The sequence below is a fragment of the Pedobacter faecalis genome, from assembly GCF_030182585.1.
Classification (GTDB): Bacteria; Bacteroidota; Bacteroidia; order Sphingobacteriales; family Sphingobacteriaceae; genus Pedobacter; species Pedobacter faecalis.
Map to the genome: position 1 here is coordinate 2,717,705 of NZ_JARXOW010000001.1, position 17,372 is coordinate 2,735,076.

14 protein-coding genes are annotated in these 17,372 nt (G+C 45.9%); 10 read left to right on the top strand and 4 right to left on the bottom strand.

The genetic code is table 11. The annotated features are described in order from the left end of the window. Together QEP07_RS12345 and pgi are read right to left on the bottom strand one after the other, a co-directional pair. Nucleotides 1–537 carry a DUF4251 domain-containing protein gene (locus tag QEP07_RS12345; RefSeq protein WP_285010430.1) on the bottom strand — a complete coding sequence of 179 codons (537 nt, stop codon included), beginning with the start codon at nt 535–537 and terminating at the stop codon, nt 1–3. Nucleotides 538–650: 113 nt separating this feature from the next. Then, nucleotides 651–2,297: a glucose-6-phosphate isomerase gene (gene pgi / locus QEP07_RS12350; protein ID WP_285010432.1), complete on the bottom strand. Its 1,647-nt coding sequence runs from the start codon at nt 2,295–2,297 to the stop codon at nt 651–653. Between the two features lie 51 nt (nt 2,298–2,348). Between pgi and prfB the strand changes: the two genes are divergently transcribed. Beyond that, nucleotides 2,349–3,423 (top strand): peptide chain release factor 2 gene (gene prfB, locus QEP07_RS12355; RefSeq protein ID WP_256002075.1). Its coding sequence is split into 2 segments (ribosomal slippage): nt 2,349–2,408 and nt 2,410–3,423, totalling 1,074 coding nucleotides; the frame shifts between segments, so codons are not numbered across the junction. Between the two features lie 20 nt (nt 3,424–3,443). Here prfB and QEP07_RS12360 read toward each other — a convergent pair. After that, on the bottom strand, nt 3,444–4,313 hold the full coding sequence (locus QEP07_RS12360; protein WP_256002074.1) for a transglutaminase-like domain-containing protein: 870 nt from the start codon (nt 4,311–4,313) through the stop codon (nt 3,444–3,446). Between the two features lie 40 nt (nt 4,314–4,353). On the opposite strand from QEP07_RS12360, the gene QEP07_RS12365 reads away from it, so the two are divergent. Next, nucleotides 4,354–5,136, top strand: coding sequence for an O-methyltransferase (locus QEP07_RS12365; protein WP_285010434.1), 783 nt, complete (start codon nt 4,354–4,356; stop codon nt 5,134–5,136). On the opposite strand, the gene QEP07_RS12370 is transcribed toward QEP07_RS12365, so the two are convergent. Further along, nucleotides 5,133–6,263: a BamA/TamA family outer membrane protein gene (locus QEP07_RS12370; RefSeq protein WP_285010437.1), complete on the bottom strand. Its 1,131-nt coding sequence runs from the start codon at nt 6,261–6,263 to the stop codon at nt 5,133–5,135. The genes QEP07_RS12365 and QEP07_RS12370 overlap by 4 nt on opposite strands. Nucleotides 6,264–6,542: 279 nt before the next feature. Between QEP07_RS12370 and QEP07_RS12375 the strand changes: the two genes are divergently transcribed. From QEP07_RS12375 to QEP07_RS12410, 8 genes are all read left to right on the top strand, one after another. Beyond that, on the top strand, nt 6,543–7,523 hold the full coding sequence (locus tag QEP07_RS12375; RefSeq protein ID WP_285010439.1) for a deoxyhypusine synthase family protein: 981 nt from the start codon (nt 6,543–6,545) through the stop codon (nt 7,521–7,523). Nucleotides 7,524–7,776: 253 nt separating this feature from the next. After that, nucleotides 7,777–9,081 (top strand): c-type cytochrome, encoded by a 1,305-nt coding sequence (locus QEP07_RS12380; RefSeq protein ID WP_285010441.1) that lies wholly within the window; start codon nt 7,777–7,779, stop codon nt 9,079–9,081. A gap of 47 nt (nt 9,082–9,128) precedes the next feature. Beyond that, nucleotides 9,129–12,221 (top strand): TAT-variant-translocated molybdopterin oxidoreductase, encoded by a 3,093-nt coding sequence (locus QEP07_RS12385; protein ID WP_285010442.1) that lies wholly within the window; start codon nt 9,129–9,131, stop codon nt 12,219–12,221. 18 nt (nt 12,222–12,239) lie between these two features. Further along, nucleotides 12,240–13,712 carry an NrfD/PsrC family molybdoenzyme membrane anchor subunit gene (nrfD, locus tag QEP07_RS12390; protein ID WP_285010443.1) on the top strand — a complete coding sequence of 491 codons (1,473 nt, stop codon included), beginning with the start codon at nt 12,240–12,242 and terminating at the stop codon, nt 13,710–13,712. Nucleotides 13,713–13,714: 2 nt separating this feature from the next. Continuing rightward, nucleotides 13,715–14,251 (top strand): DUF3341 domain-containing protein, encoded by a 537-nt coding sequence (locus QEP07_RS12395; RefSeq protein WP_256002067.1) that lies wholly within the window; start codon nt 13,715–13,717, stop codon nt 14,249–14,251. Then, a complete protein-coding gene (locus QEP07_RS12400) occupies nt 14,244–14,831 on the top strand; it encodes a c-type cytochrome (protein WP_350223373.1) in 588 nt (195 codons plus the stop codon). Before QEP07_RS12395 ends, QEP07_RS12400 begins: the two co-directional genes overlap by 8 nt. A 12-nt stretch (nt 14,832–14,843) precedes the next feature. Further along, entirely contained in the window at nt 14,844–16,064 is a 1,221-nt protein-coding gene (locus QEP07_RS12405; protein ID WP_285010446.1) for a quinol:cytochrome C oxidoreductase, read from the top strand. A gap of 65 nt (nt 16,065–16,129) precedes the next feature. Then, nucleotides 16,130–17,365 carry a cytochrome c oxidase subunit II gene (locus tag QEP07_RS12410; protein WP_256002064.1) on the top strand — a complete coding sequence of 412 codons (1,236 nt, stop codon included), beginning with the start codon at nt 16,130–16,132 and terminating at the stop codon, nt 17,363–17,365. The last annotated feature ends 7 nt before the right edge of the window (nt 17,366–17,372 follow it).

A 17,372-nucleotide genomic window follows, 5' to 3' on the forward strand; every position in this document is an offset into this window, starting at 1 on the left:
TTATTTTGAAGCCTGTTTCTTTGCCGGCTCGGAAATAAAACCGTTGAAACTTATGGGCTGACGGTAATTGCTGTTCACGTGAAGTGAAGCATATCCGTTCTGAGTAACGGTCAGCGTCATCGATTGCACATCCCTGGTGTCTTTAGGATCAATGCTGATTATCCAGTTTCCCTTCTTATTCTTTTTGCTGGTGTACTCAAAGTCTTTCGACTTGAATTTGATCCCGGAATCATTAATATCGCGTGTTGGCGGACTGAAGGCTCTTCCATAGTACGGGAGATGAGCTTCAATGCTGTCCTTGCCAATCACAAGCTGGTATTGTCCGCCGCTGAGCATGATGTTTCCGCCCTGTCCACCAGGTATCTTGCTAAGCACAGCATTGATGTCGGCATTGGCAAGCGGCATAGCGGTTGTGGCGTTAAAAACAAGTGTTTTAGCGTCAACCAGCCTCGCAGTCGTCGCTTTGTCGGTCTGCGCCGATGCATGTCCCGCCAACAGCACAGCTACAGCAACCAAAAAATTCTTTATAGTGTTCATAACAACTCCCTTTATCATAAATATACGAATTTATATCTACGGTATTGTATTAGAACAAATTAGCGCCGGTATGGTTTAAACTTCCGGCGCCGAATTTTGTAAAACCAAGGTCATTATCGCCAGGCTTTATACTGGTTGATCAGGCCGTTTGTAGAAGCATCGTGCGAAGAAACAGGTTGCTCATCGGCGAGTTCAGGCAGAATGTTCTTGGCGAGTTGCTTGCCAAGTTCAACACCCCACTGGTCAAAACTGAAGATGTTCCAGATGATGCCCTGGATAAATATCTTATGCTCATAGAAAGCAATCAGACTGCCCAGGCTGCGTGGCGTAACTTTTCTCAGTAAAATAGAATTCGTTGGCCGGTTACCCTCAAACACTTTAAAAGGCGCCAGTTTTTCAATCTCACTGGTAGTCTTGCCCTCTTTCTCAAGTTCTGCTACCACCTGCTCGTGAGTCTTTCCATTCATCAGCGCTTCTGTTTGCGCAAAAAAATTAGACAACAGGATAGGATGGTGGTCGCCCAGCGGGTTCAAACTTTGCGCCGGAGCGATAAAGTCGCACGGAATAAGCCTTGTCCCTTGGTGTATAAGCTGGTAAAAAGCATGCTGACCGTTAGTTCCCGGCTCACCCCAGATAATTGGCCCTGTTTCATACGACACTTCATTGCCATTGCGGTCCACATGTTTTCCGTTGCTTTCCATATCGCCCTGCTGGAAATAAGCGGCAAAGCGGTGCATATACTGGTCGTATGGTAAAATAGCTTGGGTCTCAGCTCCGTAGAAGTTAATATACCAGATACCGATCAGTCCGAGGATTACTGGGATATTGCTGCCAAACTCTTCCTTCTCAAAATGTTCGTCGGCTGCATTTGCCCCCTCCAACAACTGCCTGAAGTTGGAAAAACCGATGCTAAGCGCAATCGGCAATCCGATAGCACTCCACAGCGAATACCGTCCGCCTACCCAGTCCCAGAATTCAAACATGTTTTCGGTGTCAATACCAAACGCAGATACATCCTTAGCGTTTGTAGACAAGGCGGCAAAGTGTTTCGCAATATCGCCCTTGGAAGCGCCGCTGTTCAGAAACCATTCGCGTGCTGTATTCGCATTGGTCATGGTTTCCTGTGTGGTAAAGGTCTTCGAGGCCACCAGGAACAGTGTGGTCTCCGGATTTACCAGTTTTAGCGTTTCGGCGATATGCGTGCCGTCGATGTTCGACACGAAATGCATGTTCAGGTGGTTCTTGTAAGCTTTTAAAGCTTCAGTGACCATAACCGGACCCAGATCTGAACCACCTATGCCAATATTCACAACATCAGTGATGGCTTTTCCGGTATAGCCCTTCCATGCACCTGAAATCACCGCATCACTAAACTTCTCCATTTTATTCAGGACAGCGTGCACATCGGCAACAATATTTCGGCCCTCCACTTCCAGAGCACTATCTGCCGGCTTACGCAAGGCCACATGAAGCACCTGCCTTCCCTCTGTCTGATTTATGCGGGCACCGGTAAACATAGCCTTAATGGCCTCGTCCAGTTTACATTCCTTAGCGAGCTGTATCAGTAAGGCCAGTGTGGTATCATCAATCCTGTTTTTCGAGTAGTCGACCAGGATATCCTCAAATAAAATGGAAAATTTTTCAAAGCGGCCCTTATCCTCCGCAAACAATTCTTTCAGGCTCTTTTCGTTAATATCGATAAAATGGTCAGCAAGGTATTTATAAGCTGCTGTTTCAGTAAAATTGACCGTAGGAAGCATAATTAATATTGTGTTTTTGTAAATGTAGGGGTTTTCTCTAAGTTTGCAGTTATGACAAAAGAACAAATTCAGGATTTAAGGGATAGAGTAACTTCCCTGAGGAGGCATCTTTGACGTCGAAGCACGTTTAGAGGAAATACATGTGGAGCAGCAGATGACGCTCCATCCCAACTTCTGGGACGATCCCAAAAAAGCCGAACAGCTTCTCGCTTCCATCAATTCCAAGAAAGTATGGACCGATGGCTGGCAGCAGGCCAACGCTGTTCTTGAAGACACAGAAGTTCTTTTCGACTTTTTTCAGGCAGGCGATGCTTCTGCCGAAGAAATGCAGGAGCAGTTCGATAAGGCGCTGAAAACCATAGAAGAACTCGAACTGAAGAACATGCTGAGCAGCAAAGAAGATCAGTTGCAGGCCGTTATGCAGATCACAGCCGGTGCCGGCGGAACGGAGAGCTGCGACTGGGCAGGCATGCTTATGCGGATGTATATTATGTGGGGCGAGAAGAATGGCTACAAGGTCACCGAGCAGGATTATCAGGAAGGTGAGGTTGCTGGTGTTAAGTCCGTGACCCTCCAGTTTCAGGGCGACTTTTCCTACGGATATCTCAAAGGCGAGAACGGCGTTCATCGCCTGGTGCGTATTTCTCCCTTCGATTCTAATGCGCGCAGGCATACCTCATTTGCCTCAGTGTATGTTTATCCGCTGGTCGACGACACCATAGAGATCGAGGTTAACCCCGCAGATATAGAATTTGAGACGTTCCGTTCCGGTGGGGCCGGTGGGCAGAACGTAAATAAGGTGGAAACCGCAGTCAGGCTTTATCACAAACCGTCCGGTATCATCATTAAGAACCAGGAGTCACGTTCACAGCTTCAGAACAAAGAAAACGCCATCCGCTTGCTAAAGTCGCAGCTCTATGAAATCGAGATGCGCAAGCGCATGGAAGCCGTAGCCGCCATCGAAGGCAGTAAAAAGAAAATAGAATGGGGCTCTCAGATTCGGAGTTACGTGCTCGACGACCGCAGGGTTAAAGACCACCGGACCAACTACCAGACCTCCAATCCGCAGGCAGTGCTCGACGGCGATCTAAATGGCTTTCTGAAAGCCTACCTGATGGAATTTTAAACAGGCAATACGATGCAGGCTTATACTTCAGGAATATTGAGGATATCCTGGAGTTCTTTAAGTTCTTCGACCTTTTCTGCCGACCCAAGATTCTGATAGGCCGTAATCAGGTTGCGGATCACACGCCTGATGATTTCTACGTTGCTGCAGGGCATATAAAAACCGGGCATCGGCTCTATGTTTAGCTGGCGCAAAAACTGGTCTACATCATGTTTGCCAAAAATAGCGCCCTTGTTAAAGGCGTTGATGTAGAACAGTACGCCGAATTCCTGCTCATCGCGGCGCGTTTCATCAATGTAGCCCAGGATAAAATGCTGTGGCAGATTGACGCCGTACACAGGAATATCCAGCTTCTGTGCAAGCGTGGAATAGATAATCGCCAGCGAGATCTGGTTGCCTTTTTTACTCTCCAGCACCTGGCTGATGTAGGAATTCTGCGGATCCTGATGGTTCTTCGTATTGCCCCCGAAGCCGTAAACATTGTAAAAGATGTGGTTAATCAGTTTAATTTTCTCAATCGCACTCATCTCGTACTGCAGACCTAGCCAGATATCACGCTTAATATCCTCAATCTGTAGAATCAGTTTCTCCTCATCCAGGTCAGGATACTGATAGCGGTTGATGATGAGTGCACCCTGAAGCAGGTCAAAAGCCCCACTCTGAAACCATAAACTAAGATCTTCCTTAACCGTAGAAAACTGAATTTTATGGATGATATTTTCGATACGCTGCTGCAGCAGGCTGTCGAGCGACTGCTCCCAGGCATTCTCCAAATACCCGATCACCTCATTGCCATAGCCAAGAAGCTTGTCTTCCACATGCTGATAAATTTCCATATCAGGGTCATCTAGCAGCCTTACTAAAGCACTTATTTCTTTACTGTGTTCCACTTTATTGTCCAATCAAATTGAATGCCTATTTTTGCCAGCTATGGTCTTGAACTTTTTCAGGGATTATGTGGCGCACCGGCTCACTGCTAAGAGCCGGCATGGGACACATTCCCCATTCATATACAAGCTAGCCGATGAGGTAATTTACGACTTTAGCAATAAAGATGCATACGAAGCCGTGGAGGCGCAGCGAAAAAAACTTTACCGTGACGATTCCACCATTACAGTGACCGACCTAGGTGCTGGTTCGCACCTCAACAGGAATCGGCGTAAGAAGATCAGTCAGATTGCGAGGAATGCGCTAAAAAGCCCGAGGCTGGCGCAGCTCATCTATCGCCTTGCGAAAATGGCCAAGCCAGATACCATCATCGAGCTGGGCACCTGCCTGGGGATCACCACCGCTTACCTTTCCAAAGCATGCCCCAATACCAATATCATCACCATAGAAGGCTGTCCTGAAACAGCGGAGGTAGCCTACCGGAATTTCAGGGAACTCGGACTCGAAAATGTAGAGCTTCAGGTAGGAAACTTCGATCTGCTGCTGCCTGATCTGCTCGAACAGCTGGAGAAGCTGGATTTTGTTTATATCGATGGCAACCACCGTAAAGACGCAACCTTAAACTACTTCAAATGGTGTTTGCCCCGAGTCCACGAAGACACACTGTTGATCTTCGACGATATTTACTGGAGCCCGGGCATGAAAGAAGCCTGGGAAGAGATCAAGGCTCATCCCGACGTGCGGGTAACTGTAGACCTCTTTTGGATAGGATTGGTGTTTTTCAGAAAGGGTCAGGCCAAAGAGCACTTTAAGCTGAAGTTTTAAAACGCTTCGGCCAAGCTTACGTAAAAGCCGGCCTGACGCTTCTCGTTGGCGCGTTTTTCGCCTATGCCATAGTCGACCCGAACACTCAGGCCTTTCTCCGGATCAAAGAAATAGCGGCCACCAGCGCCGTATGATGGCTTGAAAGACTTAAAAGCAAAGCCGCCATTGTCGAAAACTTGTCCGCCTCCACCAAATACAGCCAGTCCAAACCGGTTATTGTACCGGAACCTCAACTCTGCCTGTGCTGCAAGCAGGTTCCTGTCGCGGTACCTTCCGGTATAATACCCTCGCATCATCTCATCATTGCCGAGTTGCGGCAACATATAAAACGGCGTATTTTTGCCTTGTACGGTGTGATAAAGACCGTTTAGTCCGAGGACAAGTTTGCGGTTGAGCGACCAGAAGTTGCGTACATTGGCCCTGATCATGGAACCCGTAAAGTTATCGCCCCCATAAAAGTCGGGCGCATACTGGTAGCTTATCCTTCCTAGAAAACCTGCAGTGGTATAGTTTGCATTGTCCCGCGTGTCGAAACTTTGCGAAAGCCCGGCATAAATTACAGACCCCCCTACCTTATGGACCAGTTCTTCATTCGCAGCAAATGTTCCCGTTACCTGCTTATCGGTAAAATGATAGTTTTCAAATCCCGCAGAAATACCGGTATACATTCGTGGTACAAGCTTCTTTTCTGCTTCCACAACTATTTTTACCGAGCCCTGTACCAGCCTGTTTTTGTCTGCCTCGATGGTTTCATTACCAACTCCGAAGAAGTCGAACGGCATTTTTCTGAACCTGATCTCGTTGACGAGGTGATAGATGTTTCCTTTAGTCCAAATATCGCTTTTTAAAGAGATGTTGTACTGCCCCTTGGTAGAAGCAGAGGCCACGCCGGTAAAGTTCGAACTTCGGTTAGTCAGGTCGGCCCGGTCCATATAGGCCGAATAAATCAGTCCCAGGCCCAGTTCGGCGCCAATTTCCTGACTGTAGCGGAAAACAGGCACGGGCATAAAACTTGGCCCTCTGGAGGAGTCCGTTTTATTTGATAAATAGCGCTCGATTAACTTTTTCTGTCCCACAACGTTTAACGCCAGCACGACCAGCATGGCGCAAAGCGATAGTTTCTTCATCTGCCTAAAATAAAAGAATATTTTTGTTTTTCGTTCAGCGAAGCAAGTTTAAGGCCATAATACGGCTACTGCCCTATATCCTTTTGGGGTGAGAGCGCCTTGCTACCACTATGGCACTGCCATGAGTCCGCCTTTTTTCCGGGAAAAGGCGGACTCACCCCGGACTCATGGCGGACTCATGGCGGACTCACCACCCACGAGGTGGCTGCAAATGGTGATTATGGAAGCTGTAATTAAATAGCTATTTTTGCGCTTCAATAAGAAAATACAAAAAAGAGCATGAATACAACAAGAGGACCTATATCACAATTTATGGAGCGTAACTATCTCCATTTTAATGCGGCGGCCATGATGGATGCAGCGAAAGGATATGAAGCACATCTGGATGAGGGCGGCAAAATGATGATAACACTTGCCGGCGCGATGAGTACAGCCGAATTAGGTATTTCCCTTGCTGAAATGATCCGTCAGGATAAAGTTTCCATTATATCATGTACCGGGGCCAATCTTGAAGAGGATATTATGAACCTGGTAGCACATTCGCATTACAAGAGAGTGCCAAATTACCGCGATCTTAGTCCACAAGACGAGTGGGACTTACTTGAGAACCATTATAATCGCGTAACCGATACCTGTATCCCGGAAGAAGAGGCCTTCCGTAGACTGCAAAAGCACATTCACAAGATATGGAAAGATGCCGATGATGCAGGTGAGCGTTATTTTCCGCACGAATTCATGTATAAAATGCTTCTCAGCGGCGACTTGGAGCAATACTACGAAATAGATCCCAAAAATTCATGGATGCTGGCAGCCGCGGAAAAGAACCTCCCAATCGTGGTTCCGGGATGGGAAGATTCTACGATGGGCAATATTTTTGCGTCATATGTGATGAAGGGCGAAATCAGGGCTTCTACCATGAAGAGCGGGATCGAATATATGGGCTGGCTGGCCAACTGGTATATCGCAAACAGCGAAGGTAAGGGCATTGGTTTCTTCCAGATCGGGGGTGGTATTGCCGGTGATTTCCCGATTTGTGTAGTGCCCATGCTATACCAGGATATGGAGATGGAGAACATTCCGTTCTGGAGTTATTTCTGTCAGATTTCCGACTCAACAACCTCTTACGGATCATACTCAGGAGCGGTGCCGAATGAGAAGATTACCTGGGGTAAACTCGACATTAACACCCCCAAATTTATCGTAGAATCGGATGCTACAATAGTGGCTCCGCTGATGTTTGCGTGGATATTGAAAATGTAATTTATATATGCAAATCCGGCAGCGGATGAGCCTCGGTTTGAAAATCAGCAATCCTTAGAAAATTGCTGATTTTCTTCGTTTAAAGGCCTTTGAAGGCACCTATTTAGATTGATTATAAATTGTATTTACTGTCATTTCTTTGTCATTGGTAATTTAATAAATTTTACTTTTGTGGACGTTTTGGTGGAGTACCTGAGTTCAAACATCAATTACGTTAAACAAGTTTTTTAAAAAATAGTATAAAGTACTCATTATGAGGGATATCTCATTGATCGTTAAAAGAGTTTTGAAGTCGACGTTTATGCTGACGGCTTTATCTGTTTTAACCGTTTCTGTAACACACGCGCAAGATGTAGCTGAGGGCCGAAAGTTATTTAAGGATAATTGTGCCTCTTGTCACCAGTTGGACCGCAACAGCACCGGTCCGGCGTTAACACCAAAGCTTACAGAGCTTGATGAAGCTTTTGCAATCAAATGGATCCGCAATGCCCCTGCGCTTATTGCCTCGGGCGATCCTCAGGCGGTTGAGGCATCTAAGTTTTCTCCTGCGGAGATGACTGCTTTTACCCGTCTAACTGATGATCAGATCAAAAACATCATTGCGTATGCTCAGGCTGGTGAACCTAAAAAGGAAGGCGAAGCTGCCGGAGGACAGGGTGCGGAGGCTGGTACATCTGAAGGGGTTTCTGACTTCTCTATCGCAGGTATTGCTGTAATCATCCTGATTTCGATCGCTGTGCTGGTGGTTTTAGGTCGCGCTATAAAAATGCTGGAGCGCCTGATTCTTCAGAAGCAGGGCGTTGTCATTGTAGAAGAAGAGAGCCTGTCTTTTGCTGAGGGCTCAAGAAGATTGTTCAAAAATAAGAAGTTTGTATTCTTCTTAATTCTGTGTCTTGTGGTAAGTCTGGGTACTTATGGATGGATGGGCATGTGGGATACTGGTGTTCATACCGGATACCAGCCTGTGCAACCAATCAAGTTTTCTCACGAACTGCATGCCGGAACTAACCAGATAGACTGTCAGTACTGCCACGCAGGTGCGTTTAAGTCAAAAAATGCAACAATTCCATCGGCTAACGTTTGTATGAACTGTCACAAGTCGGTTCAGGCTACAGAAAAGTACGACGGGGAAATCTCTCCTGAAATCATGAAGATCTATAGTGCCATCGGTTATGATCCGGAAACTATGACTTACGATAAGAGCAAAGAGAAACCAATTGAGTGGGTACGGGTTCACAATTTGCCTGATTTCGCTTACTTCAATCACTCGCAGCACACTGTTGTTGGTGAGCAGGCGATCAGAAAGCAGAAAGGCTTGCAGCCAAATGAACCGGTATGTTTCGCTTGTCACGGTCCGGTGAATACCATGGAGGAAATCTATCAGTACTCTCCGCTAACCATGAAATGGTGTATCAACTGTCACCGCGAAGCTGAGCTTGACGTGAAGGGCAATGGCTACTACGATAAAGTCATTGAAGCTCACGAGAAGATCAAAAAAGGAGAGAAAATGACTCCTGCTGCTTTGGGTGGTTTAGAGTGTGGTAAGTGCCACTATTAATTAGAGTTTATTAAAAAAGAACGTTCGATAACAGTAATATAGCTTAAATGGAAAGCAATAAGAGATACTGGAAGGGTTTAGAAGAGTATAACAACACTCCGGATTTTGTTGAAAAAAACAAAAACGAATTTGCTGAACCGCTTCCAATAGAAGATGTTTTAAACGAAGCAGGATTGAGTACTGTAACGCCGCGCCGGGACTTTCTTAAGGCCCTTGGATTCGGTTTGGGTGCTGTTACACTGGCGGCATGCCAGTCGGCCCCGGTTCACAAAGCCATTCCTTACGTAGTTAAGCCTGAAGAAGTAGTTCCGGGTATCCCGAACTATTATGTTTCCAGCTTTAACGGTCAGAGTGTATTAGTTAAGACGAGAGAGGGAAGGCCGATCAAGATCGAACCAAATCCAAATGCGGGTGAGTTTTTCCGTGGTACGGATGCTCAGGCTCAGGCCTCTGTTTTAGATCTTTACGATGTATCTAAACTTAAGTCTCCTCTGGTTAAAAAGCAGGAGAGTACCTGGGCAAACGTTGATCAGTTCATCACTGCTGAACTGAACAAGGTTCAGGCTTCAGGCAAAAAAATCAGGATTGTCTCATCATCAGTGCATAGCCCTTCTACAAAAGCTGTCATTGCTGATTTCACTGGGGTATATCCGAACACCAAACATGTTCAGTACGATGCAATTTCATATACCGGTATTATTAAAGCGAACGAGAATAGCTTTGGTAAAGCGGTTGTGCCTAAGTATAATTTTGATCAGGCAGACCTGATCGTGAGTTTTGCAGCCGACTTTCTGGGTACATGGATCAGCGGCGAAGAATTTACTGCGCAGTATGTAAGTAACCGTAATGCCAAATCACTGAAAGCGGGCAAAATGTCTCGTCACTTCCAGTTTGAAGCAGGCATGAGCCTTACTGGTACCAATGCTGATACCCGTATTCCGGTTAAATTATCTGAAGAAGGTCCGGCGCTGATCGCTTTGTACAACGCGCTTACAGGCGCTAACCTTGCAGGCGGTTCTTTGCCAAATAATACTATCGCTGATAAGGCGATTAAACTTGTTGCTAAAGAGCTTTTGCAGAACAAAGGTAAAGGCTTGGTTGTGTGCGGATCAAATGATGTGTCTACCCAGATTCTGGTAAATGCTATCAACGCAGCTATAGGCAGCTACGGTACAACCATCGACCTGGATAATCCTTGTAAGCGTTTTGCTGGTAATGATGCAGAGTTCGCTGAGTTCGTTAATGAGATGAACAGGGGTGAGGTTGGCGCGGTATTTTTCCTTGACAGCAACCCTGCTTATGACGCGGTTAACACCAAGGCGTTTACAGAAGGCTTGGCTAAGGTTGGATTGAAAGTTTCTTTCTCTGACAGGAATGACGAAACTGCTGATCTTTGTGATGTTGTGGCAATAAACCATAACTATCTGGAGTCATGGGGTGATGCCAATACTTATGAGGGGTATTACTCTATTGTACAGCCTACCATCAACCCGGTATTTAATTCACGGCAGGCTGAGCAGAGCTTACTGATCTGGTCTAATGCACCAGTTAAAGACTACTATCAGTATGTACGCAACAACTGGGAGTCGACCATTTTACCTGCTTTAGGTAAAACATGGCAGGATGTTTTGCAAACTGGTGTCTTTGCCTCTGTGGCTAAGCCGGCTGGAACGTATACGTTCACGCAGTCGCTCGCGGCAGTTGTGCCAACAATTGTTAACAACAGCAAGGCGCTTGCTAAGGATATTGAACTTCAGGTTTACGAAAGTGTTCCAATGCGGAATGGTAAGTATGCCAATAACGCATTTCTTCAGGAACTTCCTGATCCGGTAACCAAAGTTACCTGGGACAATTATATTTCCCTTGCACCTAAGTTTGCAGAGAAACTGGGCTATAAGGAATTTGACATTGTTTCGATTAAAGACGATAAAGGATATACCATTGAGTTGCCGGTGTTGATCCAACCCGGACAAGCTCAGGGAACTGCTTCGATCGCTTTAGGTTACGGTCGCGTTAAAGCGGGTAAGGCCGGTGATAACGTTGGTAAGAATGCTTATCCGTTTGTAGGTTTCGCTAATGGTACGTTAAAGTATGCCACTACGGTTAAGTTAGACGGAACAGGCAGAAGGGAAGAATTGGCGCAGACACAGACGCACCACTCTTTTGAAGGCAGAAATGTTATTCGTGAAGCCAGCTTTGAGGCCTATAAGAAAAATCCGGCCGCAGGTTCGGGTAACGATCATCCTAAGCACAAGACCTACGATCTTTGGGATACCTACGAAAAGCCTGGTCATAACTGGGTAATGGCCATCGACCTTAATGCTTGTACCGGCTGCGGTTCATGTGTGGTGGCTTGTAACGTAGAAAATAATATTCCGGTCGTTGGTAAAACAGAGGTGCGTAACCGGAGGGAGATGCATTGGATCCGAATCGACCGTTATTATAGCTATAACAATGTAGAAGGCGGTGAAGATCATGGTCAGCACGACAAGTCTCAAGGTGCCCACGGTACGCATGGCAATGGTATCAATTCGGTAACCAAAGAGAAAGAGATCGCCGAGATGGAGAATCTTGACAACGTGTCTGTGGTACATCAGCCGATGCTTTGTCAGCACTGTGAGCACGCACCTTGCGAAACGGTTTGTCCTGTTCTTGCTACTGTACACTCATCAGACGGCTTGAATCATATGGCTTATAACCGTTGCGTGGGTACACGTTACTGTGCGAACAACTGTCCGTACAAAGTACGTCGCTTCAACTGGTTCAACTACTGGAACGATTCCCGTTTTGACAACTATCTGAACAATGAATTTACGCAGCTGTTGCTGAACCCTGATGTAACTGCACGTTCAAGAGGGGTGATGGAGAAGTGCTCGATGTGTATTCAGCGTATACAAGGGGGCAAACTGCAGGCTAAAATGGAAAAACGTCCGCTTAGAGACGGTGAGATCAAAATGGCTTGTCAGGAAGCATGCTCTGCAAACGCAATCATCTTTGGTGATGGCAACGATCCTAATTCGGAGGTTTCAAAAGCGTTGCGCAGTGAGCGGACTTACTATGTGCTGGAAGAGATCAACGTTCAGCCAGGCATCGGTTACATGACAAAAATTAGAAATACAGGTACAACAGTTCAAGCGTAAGCTTAAAGAATATAAATTATGTCAGGACATAAGGAATCAATATTAAGAGAACCACTAATCACCGGAAAGGACATCACCTATTCCAGAATAACGGACGAGATTCTGTTGCCGGTTGAGAACAAGCCTAACAGAGCTTGGTGGATTGGATTTATCATGGCGCTTTGTGGCGCTACACTTTGGGTGGTAGCGGTAGGTTACACCTTTTGGGAAGGTATTGGAGCATGGGGTCTGAACAAGACTGTGGGATGGGCCTGGGATATCACTGGTTTCGTATGGTGGGTAGGTATCGGTCACGCCGGTACACTGATCTCTGCAGTACTTTTGCTTTTCCGTCAAAACTGGCGTAACTCCATCAACCGTTCTGCTGAGGCGATGACCATCTTTGCGGTAATCTGTGCGGCAACTTATGTTGTTTCCCACATGGGCCGTCCGTGGCTGGCGTATTGGGTACTTCCCCTGCCAAACCAGTTTGGGTCACTTTGGGTAAACTTCAACTCACCCCTGGTATGGGACATGTTTGCGATCTCGACTTATTTCTCGGTATCCCTGCTGTTCTGGTATACAGGTCTGTTACCTGATATCGCAACGATTCGCGACCGTGCTACCGGATTAAGACGCCGTATCTATTCTATCTTTTCTTTCGGATGGAGCGGAAGCGTTAAGACCTGGCAGCGTTTTGAGGCCGTATCTCTGATTTTGGCTGGTATTTCTACACCGCTGGTACTTTCGGTACACACCATCGTATCCATGGACTTTGCTACCTCAGTTATCCCGGGATGGCATACCACGATCTTCCCGCCATACTTCGTGGCAGGTGCGATCTTCTCTGGTTTCGCGATGGTATTGACGCTTTTGCTTGTTGCCCGTAAAGTTTTGGGTCTTGAGAACTACATCACCATGTTCCACATTGAGTCGATGAACAAGATCGTTATGCTTACAGGTTCTATTGTAGGTGTGGCTTATTTAACCGAGTTCTTTATTGCCTGGTATTCAGGTTCTGAGTATGAGCAGTACGCGTTCATCAACCGATCAACCGGTCCGTACTGGTGGGCATACTGGATGATGATGACCTGCAACGTGATTTCTCCGCAGTTGCTGTGGTTCAAGAAGATCCGTACCAACATCGCGGCTACCTGGATTCTTTCTATCGTGGTAAACATCGGTATGTGGTTCGAGCGTTTCGTGATTATCGTTACTTCACTGCACAGGGATTATATTCCATCAAGCTGGACCATGTTCTATCCAACCTGGGTGGATGTGAGCGTTTTCGTAGGCTCAATCGGGGTATTCTTCACTTTGTTCCTGTTATTCTTAAGAGTCCTGCCGTCTATCGCTATAGCTGAAGTTAAACTTTTGCTTAAGAGTGCGAGTGAGCAGGCTAAGCTTGAGGAGATCAAGGAAGGTCATCTGGATAAAGAGCAGGTGGCTGAGTATATCGACTCTTTAAATAAGTTTGATAGTGTTAAACAAGAAGAATACGCAAAAATATAACAATGAGTAATATCAAATATATTTTAGGCAGTTTTGGTGATCCTGACGAGATGATGCACGGCATCGAAAAACTGCAGGAAAACAACATCAAGATTTATGATGTGTATACACCAATGCCTATTCACGGCATCGAAGCAAAATTGGGAGTAAAAAGATCAAGACTTGACGTTCTTGCATTCTTCTGCGGATTGACAGGCACCGTGTCGGCCTTTGCGCTGATCTATCTGACTTCTGTGGTTGACTGGAAGCATAATATTGGTGGTAAGCCTGCTTTTGCGCTTCCGGATTTTATTCCGATTATGTTCGAGCTGACCGTTTTGTTCTGTGCATTTAGTTTGGTCGGCGCATATTATGCATCTACGCATCTTTTCCCGGGTCGCGCACCAAGGGTAATGGATCTGAGAGCTACAGATGACAGGTTTGTTATCGCCATCGATGCAAACCAGAATGTAGCACATAGTAAAATCGATGAATTATTAAAAGATGCTGGTGCTTTGGAAGTGAAGTACAATGAAAGGAAGTATGTTAGCTATGAATAAGAATAGAGTGGTTTTAGCTTCGTTTTGTATCCTGGCCAGTGCTGTTGTATTTTCGGCATGCAGGGACAAACGCAGCACGGGAATGGAGTATGCAAGAAATATGTATGATCCGCTTGCTTATAACCCGGACCAGCCCAATAAGAACTTTGCAAACGGACAGACTGCACAGACGCCTCCCGCTCACACGGCACCGGTCGGATTTGTAGAATCGGACGTTTACCCGAATACCAAGGAAGGTTATGAAGCCTCAAGCAGCTTGGTTAACCCTTTGGAAATTTCTGAGAAGAACCTTAAAGACGGACAGCATTTATATATGGTGATGTGCGGACCTTGCCACGGCGAGAAAGGTGACGGACAGGGACACCTTGTTAAGATTGAGAAATTCAGCGGTGTGCCGTCATTTTTTGATCCGGAAAAGGCGTCGTCGCGCGGTGGTTTGATGAAAGACCTGACTGCAGGTAAGATCTATCATACCATTAAATATGGTGTTAACATGATGGGTTCATATGCTTCACAGCTTACGCCTGATGAGAGATGGAAAGTGGTGATGTACGTACAAGAATTACAAAAAGGAAATTAGTAAAGAAGAAAAATGGGAACTCATAATTATAATTTAACTGAACAGTTTGAGTTTGCAGGGAAGGCAAAAACGTTGAGCATCATCGGCGTTGTGATCGGACTGGCAGCAATTGTCTACGGATTTTCGAGCCACGACCACATCATGCATGAGCGTACGTTTGCGAACCTGTTGCTAATGGCTTATTACTTCGCCTGCGTATGTATGTCGGGTGCTTTTTTCCTTGCTGTACAATTCGTTGCTCAGGCGGGATGGTCGGCTTCCATTCTGCGTGTACCTCAGGCTATGGCCAGAACACTGCCTATTGCAGTTGTTATTCTGATCGCCATTATCGGAGCCGGACTTTATACACATAACTTATACCACCACTGGCATGCCGAAGGTCTTACCGACCCCAACAGCCCCAACTACGACAAGCTGATCGACGGAAAGTCGTCTTTCCTTAATGTGCCTTTCTTTATGGCACGTCAGGTCATTTTCCTGGGCGCATACAGTATTTTTGCGGTGCTTCTTTCCAAGCTGTCTGCAAATGAGGATTTGGAGGGCGGTTTGAACTCTTACAGGAAGAGTTTCAAATACTCTTGTATATTTTTGGTTATCTATGGCTTTACCACGCCGGTATTTGCTTTCGATACGGTGATGTCTCTTGAGGCGCACTGGTTCTCCACCATGTTTGGCTGGTATAACTTTGCTGCAATGTGGGTGAGCAGTCTGGCAACGATAGCGATCATCATTATCCTTTTGAAGAAGTCGGGTTATATGAGTTGGGTGAACAATAGCCACCTGCACAACCTTGGCCAGTTTATCTTTGGTTTTTCTATCTTCTGGACTTACACCTGGTTTGCACAATTTATGCTGATTTACTATGCGAACATTCCGGAAGAAACCGTATACTTTTACAAGCGCTTCGAGAGCTATGAGTTTTGGTTTTACCTGAACCTGGTCCTGAATTTCCTGGCTCCTGTGCTGTTGCTGATGGACAGGGATAATAAACGTCATGAAAATGTATTGCTTGGTGTATCTATCGTAGTATTGTGCGGCCACTGGGTAGATTACTACCAGATGATCATGCCGGGAACTGTTGATACCCATAACGGCTTTGGATTTATCGAGATCGGTGTCGCTTTAGGATTTGTCGGATTGTTTACTTTCACCGTATTATCAGCGCTAAGCAAGCGTGCGCTAATAGCAAGGAACCATCCGTTCCTGCAGGAGAGTTTACATCATCATTTGTAGGATTGATTCAAAAGAGTAAAATAAATAATAGTACAACAGAAGTACAGCGTTACTACTTTAAGGAAATGAGTTTAAGAAAATATATAGGTAATAAGACAATAGCAGCATTGGCGGCGATTGTAACTGTGTTTGCTGATACACGCGGGGCCTTCGCCCAGGCGGCTGCAGGCGCTGCAAGTGCAGAGCAGGCCGTTGATATGGGGCCTGTTTATAAGTCGGCAGTTTTTTATGTGATGGCCTTTTTACTGGTTTGCTTATTTATAGCAATAGTCGGTAAAGCGTTAAAGGTATACGAACTTACAAGAGAGGCGCAGGGAAGGACACGGGGTATCAACTGGAATACCGTTAACGGTGTGCTGTTCGCACTATTCCTTATTGTTGGTTTGTATGGTGTTTATTGGGAATATACCGTACACGGAAGCATGATCCTTCCGGAGGCGGCCTCAGAGCATGGTGCCAAGATCGATAACATGTTTGAGATCACACTGATCATTACTACCATTGTATTTATCCTTACACACATCCTGCTGTTCGCCTTTGCTTATTTCTATAAGTTCGACGGCAAGAGAAAAGCCTATTTCTATCCGCATAATAATGCTTTGGAGAGAATCTGGACTATTATTCCGGCATTGGTGTTAACCGTTTTGGTACTTATGGGTTTCTTCACCTGGAGGTCTATTTTCTACAAAATTGAGGATCCGAATAACAAGCCGATCAACATTGAAGTTACCTCATCGCAGTTCGCCTGGGCTATCCGTTATCCCGGAGCTGATGGTGTGGTAGGTTTAAAGAACTACAAGCTGATCACGGCAGAAAATGCTTTGGGTGTTGATTTCAAAGACAGGAAGGCACTGGATGATCAGATCGCCGACGAAATGGTTATTCCTGTAAATAAGCCGGTACGTCTTATTCTGACCAGTAAAGACGTTATCCACAGTTTTTATATGCCGCATTTTAGGGTTCAGCTCAATACTGTTCCTGGTATGACCAGCTACTTCGAGTTTACTCCAACGATCACCACAGAGGAGATGAAGGCGAAAACAAATGACCCTAAATTTGATTACCTGTTTCTTTGCGCCAAAATATGTGGCGATGGTCACTACAAGATGCAGCGTAAAGTTCGCGTGGTTTCGGAGCAGGAATACAAAGAGTGGGTGGCTGAGCAGCCAACGTATATTACCGATGAGCTGAGGAACAGGTACATTTCCCCTGTAATCGCTCCACCGGCTACTTCGCCAGCGTTAAACGATTCAACGTCGACAGATAGTGATACAACTGCGACTTCTACCCCAAACAATTAATATTTAT

Coding starts and splice junctions, on each gene's coding strand:
- QEP07_RS12345 (WP_285010430.1), bottom strand. CDS start 537: ATGAACACTATAAAGAATTTTTTGGTTGCTGTAGCTGTGCTGTTGGCG.
- pgi (WP_285010432.1), bottom strand. CDS start 2,297: ATGCTTCCTACGGTCAATTTTACTGAAACAGCAGCTTATAAATACCTT.
- QEP07_RS12365 (WP_285010434.1), top strand. CDS start 4,354: ATGGTCTTGAACTTTTTCAGGGATTATGTGGCGCACCGGCTCACTGCT.
- QEP07_RS12370 (WP_285010437.1), bottom strand. CDS start 6,263: ATGAAGAAACTATCGCTTTGCGCCATGCTGGTCGTGCTGGCGTTAAAC.
- QEP07_RS12375 (WP_285010439.1), top strand. CDS start 6,543: ATGAATACAACAAGAGGACCTATATCACAATTTATGGAGCGTAACTAT.
- QEP07_RS12380 (WP_285010441.1), top strand. CDS start 7,777: ATGAGGGATATCTCATTGATCGTTAAAAGAGTTTTGAAGTCGACGTTT.
- QEP07_RS12385 (WP_285010442.1), top strand. CDS start 9,129: ATGGAAAGCAATAAGAGATACTGGAAGGGTTTAGAAGAGTATAACAAC.
- nrfD (WP_285010443.1), top strand. CDS start 12,240: ATGTCAGGACATAAGGAATCAATATTAAGAGAACCACTAATCACCGGA.
- QEP07_RS12395 (WP_256002067.1), top strand. CDS start 13,715: ATGAGTAATATCAAATATATTTTAGGCAGTTTTGGTGATCCTGACGAG.
- QEP07_RS12400 (WP_350223373.1), top strand. CDS start 14,244: ATGAATAAGAATAGAGTGGTTTTAGCTTCGTTTTGTATCCTGGCCAGT.
- QEP07_RS12405 (WP_285010446.1), top strand. CDS start 14,844: ATGGGAACTCATAATTATAATTTAACTGAACAGTTTGAGTTTGCAGGG.
- QEP07_RS12410 (WP_256002064.1), top strand. CDS start 16,130: ATGAGTTTAAGAAAATATATAGGTAATAAGACAATAGCAGCATTGGCG.